Here is a 12,998-nt window from a genome sequence, read left to right on the forward strand (position 1 = left end):
GTCAACGCACGCACATGCCGCAGTTTGATGTCATCGTGATCGGCTGCGGCGCGGTCGGCAGCGCCGCGCTGCTGCATCTCGCCAAAGCGGGCCGGCGCGTGCTCGGCATCGACCGCTTCCAGCCGCCGCACAAATTCGGCTCCACCCATGGCGAGACCCGCATCACCCGCGCGGCGATCGGCGAAGGCGTCGACTACACGCCGCTGGCGCAGCGCTCGCATATGTTGTGGCGCGAACTGGAGCGCGACACCGGCGCGCATTTGTTCGAGCAATGCGGCTGCCTGTTCATTCCGAGCAGGCATGGCGGCGAGGTGCACGGCGTCACCAGCGCGCAGTTCTTCGCCAACATCGAGACCGCGGCGCGGCTGCATGGCGTCGATGGCGAGACGCTGTCGTCGGAGCGCTTGCGCGCGGATTATCCGGCGTTCGCCACGGCGCCCGGCGATCGCGCCTTCCTCGATCGCGAGGGCGGCTATCTGCTGGTCGAGGACTGCGTGCGGACCGAGCTCGTGGTGGCCGCGCGCCATGGCGCCACGCTGCTCACCGGCCGGCGCGTGACGTCGTTCCGGCGCGCGGCGGGTGAGCTCACCGTCACGATGGACGACGGTGCGACCGCATCGGCGACGACGCTGATCGTCACCACCGGGCCGTGGATCACCGAGCTGATCGCGCCGCTGCGTCGGCGCGTGAATGTCACGCGGCAGGTGCTGTACTGGTTCGAGGTGCTGTCCAATCCGCAGCGCTTCGGCCCGAACACCCCGGTCTTCATCTGGGACGTCACGGGGCGCGAGCAGGCCGCTTCCGACATCTACGGCTTCCCCTGGCTCGGCTCGCCCAACAACGGGGTGAAGATCGCCAACGAGGTGCTCACGAGCGAGACCGATCCGGACCACGTCGCGCGCGAGGTCACGGCCGAGGAGATCGCCGCGACCTATGAGACCTATGTCCGGCCGTTTGTCCCGGATCTCGGGCCAACATGCCTGCGCAGCGCAGTCTGCCTCTACACCAATGCGCCGGGCGGCCGCTTCATCATCGACCGCGATCCGGGCGACGCCGACGTCATCTACGCCTCGCCCTGCTCCGGCCATGGCTTCAAGCATTCGCCGGCCGTCGGCGAGGCGCTCGCGGCGATGGCGCTGGGCCGGATGCCGCGCGTCGATGTCTCCGGCTTCGCGCTCGACCGGCTGGCCGTAGTGTGACGTCTAATTGCCGGACTGCAACGCGGCCGTCTGCTTGGCGAGACCGTCTTTGAACTGCGCCTCGAGCTTGTCCAGATAGGCATTGAACTCGCCCGGCTTGACGAACGGGTTCGGTGCGCCGTCGGCGATCTTTGCGCGCTTCTCGGCCATGCCATACATCTCCGGATGCGGCGCGAGCAGGATGTCGGGGTGCACCGTCTTCGCCCAGGCATAGGTCTTCTTGTAGTCGTCGACGATGCCCGGATAAGTCGGCCGGCCCACGAGCTGATTCAGCGCCACGGTGGCGCTGCAGAAAAAGATCACGCTGCGCGTCGCATCGCCGTCCTTCACGTCGGTGGTCCAGCTGGTGCAGCCCGGCGAATGGCCGGGCGTCTCGTGCGCGGTCAGGGTGACGCCGCCGAGCGCGACCGTGTCGCCCTCTTTCACGGCGCGGTCGACCTTGACCGGCGGGAAGTTCAAATGGGTCTGCTCCTCGCGGCCCGGATAGAAGCCGCCTTCGAGCAGCGGCACGTCCTTGGCGCCCGCCACCATCTGCGCGCCGGTCTCCTGCTTGATCTGCGCCAGTCCGCCGGTGTGATCGATATGGGCGTGAGTATTGATGATGTATTTGATGTCGGCGACCTTGAAGCCGAGCTTGGCGATGCTGTTTTCGATCTGCGCGGTCGATTCCGGCATCACCGTATCGATCAGGATATGGCCCTGGGGCGTGGTGATCAGGTAGGACGCCAGGCCATTGGTGCCGACGTAATAGATGTTGTCGATCACCTTGAACGGCTCGGTCGGAGTGTTCCAGGCTACGATCACCTGCTTCATGAAGTCGGGTAGCGTTTGCGCTGCAGCGGGACCGGCCGCGATCGATACGGCGGCGGCAAGCAGCATCATTCTTTTCATTGCAGGCTCCCGATGTATTGTTGTTATGAAACCGTCTTATGTCATCGCGACCGCGGCGAGGCAATCGCGCTTCGCTTCGCCTCTCGCATCACACGTGACCCGCCATGAGCCTGCTTCATCGCTTCGCCTTCGCCGTTCTGCTGGCCGGTGCCGCCGCGGCAAGCCTTGCTGCCCTGCCCGCATCCGCCGAGGATCAGCCTGTGAGCTTGCGCATCCTCGCCATCAATGATTTCCACGGCAATCTGAAGCCGCCGAGCTCCGGCATCCGCGTCGCCGATCCGAACGACCCGACCAAGAGCACGCAAGTGCCGGCCGGCGGGGCGGCGCAGATGGCCAGCCTCATCAAGCTACTCTCGGACGGCCAGCCCAACACGATCTTCGTCGCGGCCGGCGACCTGATCGGCGCGAGCCCGTTTTTGTCGGCGATGTTCCACGACGAGCCGACCATCGAATCGATGTCGCAGATGGGGCTCGCGCTGTCGGCGGTCGGCAATCACGAGTTCGACGAGGGCAAGGACGAGCTGCTGCGGATGCAGAACGGCGGCTACAGCGCGGTGGACATCATCATTTCAGGACATACGCACCAGGCCTATGTCTGCACCATCGACAAGCGGCTCGTGACCTCGGCCGACAAGTTCGGCACGCTGGTCACCGCGATCGACGTCAAGCTCGACCGCACGACGCGCGGCATCATCAGCACCAGCGCGACCAACATCGTCGTCGACGCCACGCTGCCAAAGGACCCGACACAGACCGCGCTGATCGACGCCTATGAGAAGCTCGCCGCGCCGATCGCCAATCGCCCGGCGGGCGTGATCACGCAGGTGCTGTCGCGGCTGCCGAATGCCGCAGGCGAGAGTGCGCTTGGCGATGTCATCGCGGACGCCCAGCTCGCGGCCACATCCGCGCCGGACAAGGGCAGCGCCGTGATCGCGATGACCAATCCCGGCGGCATCCGCACCGATCTCGCCCGGCGCGACGACGGCGCGGTCACCTTTGCCGACGTGTTTGCGAGCCAGCCGTTTCGCAATCAGTTGGTGACGGTCATGCTGACGGGGACGGAGATCAAGGCTGCGCTCGAGCAGCAATGGCTCGACCCCGCGCGGCCGCGCATCCTGCAAATCTCTCGCGGCTTCTCCTATGCGTTCGACGCGACGCAGCCGGCCGGTGCGCGCATCGACGCTGCGACGTTGACGCTGAACGGCAAGGCGATCGACCCGACCGCATCCTATCGCGTCACCCTCAACAACTATCTCGCGCTCGGCGGCGACGGCTTCACCACTTTCAAGAGCGGCCGCGAGCCGATCGTCGGCCCCTATGACGACGAGGCGCTGTTCGCCTATCTCAAGGCCAACAGCCCGCTGGCGCCGCCGCCACGCGACCGGATCGTCAACAAAGCTCAGTGAAGCGCGCGCCAACCGGCGGGAAACCCGGCCATATCCCCCGTCATGGCTCTTTCCGAGCCTGCGTTCAGCGCATAGATTGGGCATTCCCGCAACGCGCGAGTGGCAGGACCTGTTGAATGTCGACGCTGTACCTCTCTCATGAAGCCTGCCTCGATCACGCCACGCCCTCCGGACATCCCGAGCGCGCCGACCGGCTGCGTGCCGTCGAGGAGGCGCTGACCGAGGAGCGCTTCGCCCTGCTCGATCGCGACGAGGCGCCGGAGGCCGACATCGAGCTGGCGCTGCTCTGCCACAACGAGCATTACGTCACCGAGCTGCGCCACATGGCTCCGACCTCCGGCATCATCTATCTCGACGGCGACACCTCGATGTCGCCGGGCACCTGGGAAGCTGTGATGCGCGGCGTCGGCGGCGCGGTGGCGGCCACCGAGTCCGTGATGTCCGGCAAGCACAGGAACGCCTTCGTCGCCGTGCGCCCCCCTGGACACCATGCCGAGATCGCCAAGCCGATGGGCTTCTGCTTCTTCGACAATGTCGCGATCGCCGCCCGCTACGCCCAGCGCACCTTCGGCATCGAGCGCGCCGCGATCATCGATTTCGACGTCCATCACGGCAACGGCACGCAGGACATCTTCTGGGCCGACAAGAGCGTCATGTACTGCTCGACCCACCAGATGCCGCTCTTCCCCGGCACTGGCGCCCGCGGCGAGCGCGGCGAGCACGACACCATCGTCAACGCACCGCTCGCCTCCGAGGATGGCAGCCTGGAGTTCCGCTCGGCCTTCGAGAACCTGATCCTGCCGCAGCTGACCAAATTCAGCCCGGAGCTGGTGATCATCTCGGCCGGCTTCGACGCGCATTATCGCGACCCGCTGGCGTCGCTGAACCTGCGGGCCGAGGACTTCGGCTGGGTCACGCGCAAGCTGATGGAGCTCGCCGACAAGACGGCAGGCGGGCGTGTCGTCTCCGTGCTGGAAGGCGGCTATGATCTTCAGGGCCTTAAGGAATCGGTCTCGGCCCATGTCGCGGCGCTGACCGGGGCGTAATCCCCAGCTTCTCGCCGATCCCCCCGCCGCAGGGCCTGACACGGCGCTGACCGGGGTGTAAAAGCACGGCCCCGGAGTTGAGTACCTGCAGGGAACCCGTATGGCGGACAACACCGTAGCCGACGTCAAGAAGCTGTCCTTCGAGCGCGCGATCGAGGAGTTGGAATCGATCGTGAAGCGGCTCGAGGACGGCAAGGTGCCGCTCGAGGAGTCGGTGACGATCTATGAGCGTGGCGAGGCGTTGAAGCGGCGCTGCGAGGAGCTGCTGCGCCAGGCCGAAGCCCGGGTCGAGAAGATCACCACCGATGCCAGCGGCCGGGCGACCGGCACGGCGCCTCTGGACGTGCAGTAAAAGCCGCGCGCCTGATGGCGACGCCGCGACGGTGGCCGCTCAGTCCGCAAGGCTCTCATCCCGACGCGGAGGTAAACTGCGCGCCTTTCTGAGACCCGCTCGCAGCTGGCCTCCCCTAAACAGCGCCGCTTCGCGAGGCAGCGCCCGATCCGTCGGCTTTTCGCGCAACAGCCGAGAATTATTTTCGCCTTTGGCCGTCTAGGCGCTGCGCGCAGGATGGCCGCCCGCCGATCAAGCAAATCAGCCGAAAAACGGAGCAGTCGTTCGCTGCGCCTCGGCCCTCAACTGCGTCGTCGAACATCGCGGCGAGGGCGGCCGCAACACAACCGGCGCGCCGCCGAGCCTCCCATTAACGCTGTCTCTGAAAACAGTCTTAACGGCAGATGTCGGGCGGCCTGCGCCGATCACTGGAATGCGCCAGCCATCGATCCCCTGGCCGACGATCCCCGGAGCTTCGCCGAGCTTGTTCGGATTCGATCTGGTCGCGGCTCGTGCATCCACCAGCTGCCGCAAAATCGATGCTCGTCTCGGCTGGAGCATTGCCGATGCGTTCACACGCAGTTTGCCCATGAAAGGCCGTACGCCGATGACTTCTTCATGATCGCGCGCGGGCCGATCCCTGATGCCAATGCATGGCTCGTCCGGTCGCGGTGCTCGCAAATCGTGACTGCGACGGCTTCTGCGACACGGGAAAAAGCCTGGACCGGGCGCGCTTCTCCGGATAATTCCGGGCCGGCGGCTGCCGCCGATTTGAGCACCGTCGTGGAACCCCCGGCGCGTCGCAGAGGTTGAGATCTGGCGCAGTGGTACCGTTTGCGGGCTTGCCATCCGCCGCCGGGTTGGCTTTAAGACGGGCTTTGGTGTAAAGCTTCTCGCAATCGCGGGTTTTTGGAAGTGTCCATTCTCACCAGGGGGATGGAAACAAGCGCTTGTAAAGGCTCGGAAAACTGACTTGGCTGAACGACTTGGCGATCTCTTGCGACTAACGAGGACGGCAAGGCCACCAAGAGTGACTTACATCACATAGATCGATCCAAATGCCGGCTAGGGTCCGGTCTGCGGCTTCGATCCGCGCGGATGTGACCTTCGAGACTCCAGGTTTCGCCGCCCGTTACGATGAACCTCTCAGACGTCGGCCCTTGAACCCGACCTGCAAAATTGGAATGTCACCGTGACCACATTTAGTAAAACGCCGCTTCTCGACACCATCAAGACTCCGGAAGATCTGCGCCGGCTGAAGGTCGAGCAGGTCCGGCAGGTCGCCGACGAACTCCGCCAGGAGACGATCGACGCGGTCTCGGTGACCGGCGGCCATTTCGGCGCGGGTCTCGGCGTGGTCGAGCTGACCACGGCCATCCATTACGTGTTCGACACGCCGCGCGATCGCCTGATCTGGGACGTCGGCCACCAGGCCTATCCGCACAAGATCCTGACCGGTCGCCGCGACCGCATCCGGACGCTCCGCACCGGCGGCGGCCTCTCCGGCTTCACCAAGCGCACCGAGAGCGACTACGATCCGTTCGGCGCCGCGCACTCCTCGACCTCGATCTCCGCCGGCCTCGGCATGGCCGTGGCGCGCGACCTCTCGGGCGGCAAGAACAACGTGATCGCCGTGATCGGCGACGGCGCGATGTCGGCCGGCATGGCCTATGAGGCGATGAACAATGCCGGCGCGATGAACTCGCGCCTGATCGTGATCCTCAACGACAACGACATGTCGATCGCGCCGCCGGTCGGCGCGATGTCGGCCTATCTGTCGCGCCTCTACTCGGGCAAGACCTACCGCACCTTGCGCGATGCCGCCAAGCAGCTCGGCCAGCATCTGCCGAAGGTGATCGCCAACCGCGCCAGCCGCGTCGAGGAGTATTCGCGCGGCTTCATGATGGACGGCGGCACGCTGTTCGAGGAGCTCGGCTTCTATTATGTCGGCCCGATCGACGGTCACAACCTCGACCATCTGCTGCCGGTCCTGAAGAACGTCCGCGACATGGAGACCGGCCCGATCCTGGTCCATGTCGTGACCCAGAAGGGCAAGGGCTACTCGCCGGCGGAAGCCGCGGCCGACAAGTATCACGCGGTCGCCAAGTTCGACATCGCGACCGGCACCCAGGCCAAGGCCAAGCCGAACGCGCCCGCCTATCAGAACGTGTTCGGCCAGAGCCTGGTCAAGGAAGCCGAGAAGGACGACAAGATCGTCGGCATCACCGCCGCGATGCCCTCGGGCACCGGCATCGACATCTTCGCCAAGGCCTTCCCGAAGCGGACGTTCGACGTCGGCATCGCCGAGCAGCACGCGGTGACCTTCGCCGCCGGCCTCGCGGCCGAGGGCTATAAGGCATTCTGCGCGATCTACTCGACCTTCCTGCAGCGCGGCTACGACCAGATCGTCCACGACGTCTGCATCCAGTCGCTGCCGGTGCGCTTCGCCATCGACCGCGCCGGCCTGGTCGGCGCCGACGGCGCCACCCATGCCGGATCGTTCGACAACGCCTATCTCGGCTGCCTGCCGAACATGGTGATCATGGCCGCTGCCGACGAGGCCGAGCTGGTGCACATGGTGGCGACGCAGGTCGCGATCAACGACCGTCCGAGCTCGGTGCGCTATCCGCGCGGCGAGGGCCGCGGCGTTGAGATGCCGGAAGTCGGCGTGCCGCTGCCGATCGGCAAGGGCCGCATGATCCGCCAGGGCAAGCAGGTCGCCCTGCTCTCCTTCGGCACCCGCCTCGCCGAGTGCGAGAAGGCGGCCGACGAGCTTGCCGCCCATGGCCTGTCCGCCTCGATCGCCGATGCGCGCTTCATGAAGCCGCTCGACGAGGAGCTGGTGCTGAAGCTGGCGCGCGACCATGAGATCCTGATCACCATCGAGGAAGGCTCGATCGGCGGCTTCGGCTCGCACGTGATGCAGTATTTGGCCGACCAGGGCATGCTCGACGGCGGCCTGAAGATGCGCTCGATGGTGCTGCCGGACGAGTTCCAGGACCACGACACGCCGGCGGCGATGTACGCCCGCGCCGGCCTCGACGCCAAGGGCATCGTCCGCAAGGTGTTCGAGGTGCTCGGCAAGGACTACACCGCCGAGGTCGTCAAGCTCGCCTGAGGCGGGCTTGTCACTCCTGTCCTGGTGAGCCATGAAGATCTATCTGGCAGGTCCCGACGTGTTCCTGCCGGACGCCGTTGAGATCGGCCGGCGCAAGGTCGCGATCTGCGACCGCCACGGCCTGATCGGCCTCTATCCCCTGGACAACACCGTCGACCTCGCCGCCTCCGACGCCTCGCGCCAGATCTTTCATGGCAACGAGGCGATGATGGACGGCGCCGATGCCATCATTGCCAATCTGACGCCGTTCCGCGGCCCCGGCGCCGACGCCGGCACGGTCTATGAGCTCGGCTATATGGCGGGACGTGGCAAGCTGTGCCTGGGCTATTGCAACGATCCGGCTGTCTACGCCGACCGCGCCCGGCGCTTCACGACGGTGGGTGAGCAGGACGGGCGGCTGGTCGATGCCGAAGGGCTGACCGTCGAGGATTTCGGCCTGCCGGACAATCTGATGATGATCCATGCGCTGGACCTGCATGGCGCGCCATTGGTGTTGCCACGCGAGCGACCGGCGGATGTCTGGCACGATTTATCCGCATTCGAGACGTGCGTGAGGCTCGCGGCAGAGCGGCTGGGCGCGAGCTCGTAGGGTGGGCAAAGCGGCGCCGAAGGCGACGCGTGCCCACCGTCCATCCGCGATCGTGATCAACATGCTGGGCACGGCGCGTCAATTGCGATACGAGCTTGCGGCAGCACCGGTGCACGCGCCTTTGCCCACCCTACATATCTTGCTGTGAGGCGCGATCTCGCAACAATCTCAGCCGTCGTCCCGGCGAAAGCCGGGACCCATAGCCACAAGACGTTGTGTTGGGCAGGCGCGTAGTTGCCAGCGTCCTACAAACTACCTCCTGTGGTTATGGATCCCGGGTCGGCGCACCGCCGCGCGATGCGCGTCGGTGCTTGCCCGGGACGACACCGAATTCTTGAATGCGACCTCCACAACTCATGACAACCCATAACTGCGCAACCCATGCCCCCTGCCCGCAAACGCGCTGATATCCTTCTCGTCGAACGCGGCCTGTTCGAAAGCCGGGCGCGGGCGCAGGCGGCGATCGAGGCGGGGCTGGTTTTTGCTAACGACAAGCAGGTGGCCAAGGCGTCCGAGAGCATCCCCGTCGACGCTATCGTGCAGGCCGAGCCCGCGCATCCCTGGGTGTCGCGCGGCGGGGTCAAGCTGGCGGCTGCGCTGGAGCATTATGGCATCGAGGTCGAGGACCATGTCTGCCTCGATGTCGGCGCCTCCACCGGCGGCTTCACCGAAGTGCTGCTGGCGAATGGCGCGGCGGTCGTGTTCGCGATCGATGTCGGCCGCGACCAGTTGCATCCGTCGCTGCGCAATCATCCGAGGATCGTCTCGATGGAGCAGACCGACATCCGCAGCTACGAGGGCAAGCGGCTGCCGCAGCGGCCTGATGTCGTGGTGATCGATTGCAGCTTCATCTCGCTGAAGGCCGTGCTGCCGGTGGCGCTGACGCTCGCGGCGTCACCGATGAGCCTGCTGGCACTGATCAAGCCGCAATTCGAAGCCAAGGGCGCGCATGGCAAGGGCGGCATCATCAAGGATGCGGCCGTGCATCAGGCCGTTTGCGACGATATCGCTGCCTACGCGGCCTCGCTCGGCTGCAGCGACATCGAGATCTTTCCATCAGCCATCAAGGGCGGCGACGGCAACGCCGAATTCTTCCTGGGAGCGCGCCGCCATGGTTGAGCGTCTCATCATCGACCATGTCGGTCATCGCGGCGACGGCGTGTCGCTGTCCTCAGGCGAGGCGCTGTACGTGCCCTACACGCTCGCCGGCGAGACGGTCGAGACCGCCGCCATTCCCGGCCATCCCGACCGCCGCAAGCTGCTCGCGGTGGAGATGCCGAGCGCCGAGCGCATCGCGCCGTTCTGCGCGCATTTCGGCGTCTGCGGCGGCTGCGCCATCCAGCATTGGATTCCGGAGAGCTATAAGCAGTGGAGGCGCAACATCGTCGTCGAGACGCTGCGTGCTGCCAAGGTGGATTGCGAGGTGGCGCCGCTAATCGATGCGCACGGCGCCGGCCGCCGCCGCGCGACCTTCCACGCGCGCATGGGCACGCATGACATTCTTCGTGTCGGTTTCTCAGCGGCGAACAGCCACGAGATCGTGCCGATCGATCGCTGCCCGATCCTCGATCCCGCGCTCGATGGCGCGCTGGAGGCCGCGTGGGCGCTCGCGGAGACGCTGAAGCCCACGGGCAAGCCGCTCGACATCCAGGCGACCGCGACCGTCAACGGCCTCGACATCGACGTCCGCGGCTCCGGCCCGCTGCCGCCGCCGCGCGTCGCAGCACTCTCGCTCGTCGCGGAGAAGCACCGCCTGGCGCGGCTGACGCGGCATGGCGAGCTGGTGCTGATGCGCAATCCCCCCGTGGTGACCATGGGCACGGCGCAGGTGACCTTGCCGCCCGGCTCGTTCCTGCAGGCGACCGTTCAAGGCGAGGAGACGCTGGCGCAGCTGGTGCTGGAGCGCGTCGGCAAGGCCAAGCACGTCGCCGACCTGTTCTGCGGCGTCGGCCCGTTCGCATTGCGGCTCGCCACACGGGCGCGCGTCACCGCGATGGACAATGATGCGGGCTCGATCGCAGCGCTGCAGAAGGCGGCGGGCACGCCGGGCCTGAAGCCGATCAAGGCCGAAGCCCGCGACCTGTTCCGCCGCCCGCTGATGCCGCCGGAATTGCGCGACCTCGACGCCGTCGTGTTCGATCCGCCGCGCCAGGGCGCACAGGCCCAGGCCAAGCAGCTCGCGTCGAGCAAGGTGCCGGTGATCGTTGCGGTGTCCTGCAACGTGACGACCTTCGCCCGCGACGTCCGCATGCTACTCGACGGCGGCTACAAGCTGGAGACCGTGGTGCCCGTCGATCAGTTCCGGCATACGCCGCATGTCGAGCTGGTGGCAAAGCTGGTGCGGTGAGTGTAATTATTAGTTGAGGAGAAAAGCTCGGTCAGCACGAACGGTGCGCCCCCTCTCCCCGTTCTTCACGGGGAGAGGGTCGGGGTGAGGGGCAGCGGCACGGGAAGTCTTTGTCGTAGATCCGAATCCTTCTCCACAATAGCCGCATATGTTAGATTGAGCTCCGAGCTTCGGGACTACTTGGTGCGTGGAGTCAGACCACCCGTGCCGCTGCCCCTCACCCCAGCCCTCTCCCCGTGAAGAACGGGGAGAGGGAGCGCAGCGTGCTCGGGGCTCAGTCCCTCCTACCTCACCACACTCACCTTCACCGGCGCCACACCGGTGTTGACCATGCCGAGCGCCTGGGCGGCCGAGTAGGACACATCCACCACGCGCCCCTGCACGAAGGGGCCGCGGTCGTTGACGCGCACCACCACCGAGCGGCCGGTCTTGACGTTGGTGACCTGCAGGCGCGTGCCGAACGGCAGGCTGCGATGCGCGGCCGTCAGCTCGGAGGGATCGAAGCGCTCACCGCTCGCGGTCTTCCGGCCTTCCGAATAATAGCTGGCGAGACCTGACGACGCGGAATGCGCCGCGGGTGGACTGGCTTCGGCATGGCGGACGCGAACCACAGACTCCGGCGCGGCCTCCGCGCGCTGGACCTGGGGTCGGAATTCGACGGCGGCCTGCTTCGTCGGTGCTGCGATCCGCGCCTGCCGGACCGCCGATGATTGCGCGCAAGCTGCGAGCGAGGCCGCGGCCGCACAAACCAGCGTGAGCCGTAAGAGCCGACTGGCGATCCCAGAACTGCCGCCCTGCTCCAACGAACGACAGGTGTCGCGCTGCTCGGGACGTTCTGTCCGGTCGATGATACGCATGTTCTGTGCGCCTCCGCCTCAACCGCTTCATGGTCGCGGCCCAATCACGGCGGTACGGAGGCAAAGCGAATTTTGCTGCCCCGCAACTCCTGGTTTTTGGACGAGGTGTGGCTACGAGGTCACGGATTCGGTGGATCGATCGCCGAAAGCGGTTTTCCACACGAGATGGAGATACCGGCGCTTGCACCAGCGATCCGTTCGCCGGGTGTGCAACTTGCTCATCGAGCCGGCCGTCGCCTCACAGGCGCGCGGTTTGAGGACCACGTTACCGCCCCCAACGATCCTGCCAGATCTTCTCGCCGATCAGGCACGACACCCGCGGCTCCTTGCCGGTGTCGTCGGCGACCGGGACGATGCGCGGCGGGGGGGCGCGTCCGGCGACCTCCATCAAGAGCTTGGTGCGGATCGCTTCCTTGAACTCGTCGCGGCTCTTAATCGTGACGACGAAGGAGCCGCGGCCGCCGGTGACGCAATCCTTGTAGTAGAGGTCGAGGTTCTCGATATCCATGGTCGAGTAGGACGGCTCCTTGACCATGATCGGCAGGCCGTTGATGGTGATGCCCTTGTTGATCGCCTCGTCGCGCGCGATCGTCACCGGGCCGCCATTGTTGTTCGGCCCGTCGCCGGAGATGTCGATCACGCGGCGCAGGCCGCGATAGGGGTTGTCGTCGAACAGCGGCATGGCGAAATAGATCGCGCCGGAGATCGAGGTGCGCGACGCCCGGCGGATCGGCGTCTTCATGATCTCGGCCGCCACGGCGTCGGCGCTCTCGGGCCCGTCGATGACGCGCCAGGGGATGATGACCTTCTGGTCGCTGGAGGCGGCCCATTCGAAATAGGTCACGGCAATGCGGCCATGCACGCCGTTCTTCAGCGCCTGCAGGAACTCACGCGAGCTGAGCGCCTGGGCGTAGCCTTCGCGCTGGATCGCGAGCTCGTCGAGGTCCATCGAGTAGGACACGTCGACCGCCAGGATCAGCTCGACGTCGACGGAGGCTTCCTTCTCGCTCAGTTGCTGAGCGGACTTGCCGCCCGGCGCTGCCGCGACCGTGGCGACGTCGCCGCTCGCCAAAGCGCCCACCAGACACGCCACACCGATCGAGATCCACCAGCGCATGAGCTGCCCTCCAATCGCGTGACATGATGGTGACATGCAATCCGCGGCCAGCAAAGCGGGAACGCACGGGTCCATTCACATTCCAGTTAGTTTCCTC

At 66.1% G+C, this 12,998-nt stretch carries 11 protein-coding genes; 8 read left to right on the forward strand and 3 right to left on the reverse strand.

Going from position 1 to position 12,998, the window contains the following annotated elements; genetic code table 11:
* Window positions 1-14 precede the first annotated feature (14 nt).
* A complete protein-coding gene (solA, locus tag ACVILH_RS31990; RefSeq protein WP_456716451.1) occupies window positions 15-1,199 on the forward strand; it encodes an N-methyl-L-tryptophan oxidase in 1,185 nt (394 codons plus the stop codon).
* Between the two features lie 3 nt (window positions 1,200-1,202).
* On the opposite strand, the gene bla is transcribed toward solA, so the two are convergent.
* Complete coding sequence (bla, locus tag ACVILH_RS31995; RefSeq protein ID WP_456716452.1) at window positions 1,203-2,090, reverse strand: subclass B3 metallo-beta-lactamase; 888 nt, start codon at window positions 2,088-2,090, stop codon at window positions 1,203-1,205.
* Between the two features lie 104 nt (window positions 2,091-2,194).
* Here bla and ACVILH_RS32000 point away from each other — a divergent pair, with 104 nt between their 5' ends.
* From ACVILH_RS32000 to ACVILH_RS32030, 7 genes are all read left to right on the forward strand, one after another.
* Window positions 2,195-3,496, forward strand: coding sequence for a bifunctional metallophosphatase/5'-nucleotidase (locus ACVILH_RS32000; RefSeq protein WP_456716453.1), 1,302 nt, complete (start codon window positions 2,195-2,197; stop codon window positions 3,494-3,496).
* A gap of 116 nt (window positions 3,497-3,612) precedes the next feature.
* A complete protein-coding gene (locus ACVILH_RS32005; RefSeq protein ID WP_456716454.1) occupies window positions 3,613-4,542 on the forward strand; it encodes a histone deacetylase family protein in 930 nt (309 codons plus the stop codon).
* Window positions 4,543-4,642: 100 nt separating this feature from the next.
* Window positions 4,643-4,894: an exodeoxyribonuclease VII small subunit gene (locus ACVILH_RS32010; protein WP_006611439.1), complete on the forward strand. Its 252-nt coding sequence runs from the start codon at window positions 4,643-4,645 to the stop codon at window positions 4,892-4,894.
* Between the two features lie 1,171 nt (window positions 4,895-6,065).
* Window positions 6,066-7,991: a 1-deoxy-D-xylulose-5-phosphate synthase gene (gene dxs, locus ACVILH_RS32015; RefSeq protein ID WP_456716455.1), complete on the forward strand. Its 1,926-nt coding sequence runs from the start codon at window positions 6,066-6,068 to the stop codon at window positions 7,989-7,991.
* 31 nt (window positions 7,992-8,022) lie between these two features.
* The gene (locus ACVILH_RS32020) at window positions 8,023-8,580 is read left to right on the forward strand and encodes a nucleoside 2-deoxyribosyltransferase (RefSeq protein WP_456716456.1); all 558 of its coding nucleotides are present in this window, start codon (window positions 8,023-8,025) and stop codon (window positions 8,578-8,580) included.
* Window positions 8,581-8,961: 381 nt separating this feature from the next.
* Window positions 8,962-9,699: a TlyA family RNA methyltransferase gene (locus ACVILH_RS32025; RefSeq protein ID WP_456716457.1), complete on the forward strand. Its 738-nt coding sequence runs from the start codon at window positions 8,962-8,964 to the stop codon at window positions 9,697-9,699.
* Entirely contained in the window at window positions 9,692-10,927 is a 1,236-nt protein-coding gene (locus ACVILH_RS32030; protein WP_456716458.1) for a class I SAM-dependent RNA methyltransferase, read from the forward strand. Before ACVILH_RS32025 ends, ACVILH_RS32030 begins: the two co-directional genes overlap by 8 nt.
* Window positions 10,928-11,211: 284 nt before the next feature.
* Here ACVILH_RS32030 and ACVILH_RS32035 read toward each other — a convergent pair whose 3' ends face one another.
* Together ACVILH_RS32035 and ACVILH_RS32040 are read right to left on the reverse strand one after the other, a co-directional pair.
* Window positions 11,212-11,784 (reverse strand): septal ring lytic transglycosylase RlpA family protein, encoded by a 573-nt coding sequence (locus ACVILH_RS32035; RefSeq protein WP_456716459.1) that lies wholly within the window; start codon window positions 11,782-11,784, stop codon window positions 11,212-11,214.
* Between the two features lie 265 nt (window positions 11,785-12,049).
* Complete coding sequence (locus tag ACVILH_RS32040) at window positions 12,050-12,901, reverse strand: DUF1194 domain-containing protein (RefSeq protein WP_456716460.1); 852 nt, start codon at window positions 12,899-12,901, stop codon at window positions 12,050-12,052.
* Window positions 12,902-12,998 lie beyond the last annotated feature (97 nt).

The sequence above is a fragment of the Bradyrhizobium sp. USDA 4353 genome, assembly GCF_054063215.1.

Coding starts and splice junctions, on each gene's coding strand:
- solA (WP_456716451.1), top strand. CDS start 15: ATGCCGCAGTTTGATGTCATCGTGATCGGCTGCGGCGCGGTCGGCAGC.
- bla (WP_456716452.1), bottom strand. CDS start 2,090: ATGAAAAGAATGATGCTGCTTGCCGCCGCCGTATCGATCGCGGCCGGT.
- ACVILH_RS32000 (WP_456716453.1), top strand. CDS start 2,195: ATGAGCCTGCTTCATCGCTTCGCCTTCGCCGTTCTGCTGGCCGGTGCC.
- ACVILH_RS32005 (WP_456716454.1), top strand. CDS start 3,613: ATGTCGACGCTGTACCTCTCTCATGAAGCCTGCCTCGATCACGCCACG.
- ACVILH_RS32010 (WP_006611439.1), top strand. CDS start 4,643: ATGGCGGACAACACCGTAGCCGACGTCAAGAAGCTGTCCTTCGAGCGC.
- ACVILH_RS32020 (WP_456716456.1), top strand. CDS start 8,023: ATGAAGATCTATCTGGCAGGTCCCGACGTGTTCCTGCCGGACGCCGTT.
- ACVILH_RS32025 (WP_456716457.1), top strand. CDS start 8,962: ATGCCCCCTGCCCGCAAACGCGCTGATATCCTTCTCGTCGAACGCGGC.
- ACVILH_RS32030 (WP_456716458.1), top strand. CDS start 9,692: ATGGTTGAGCGTCTCATCATCGACCATGTCGGTCATCGCGGCGACGGC.
- ACVILH_RS32035 (WP_456716459.1), bottom strand. CDS start 11,784: ATGCGTATCATCGACCGGACAGAACGTCCCGAGCAGCGCGACACCTGT.
- ACVILH_RS32040 (WP_456716460.1), bottom strand. CDS start 12,901: ATGCGCTGGTGGATCTCGATCGGTGTGGCGTGTCTGGTGGGCGCTTTG.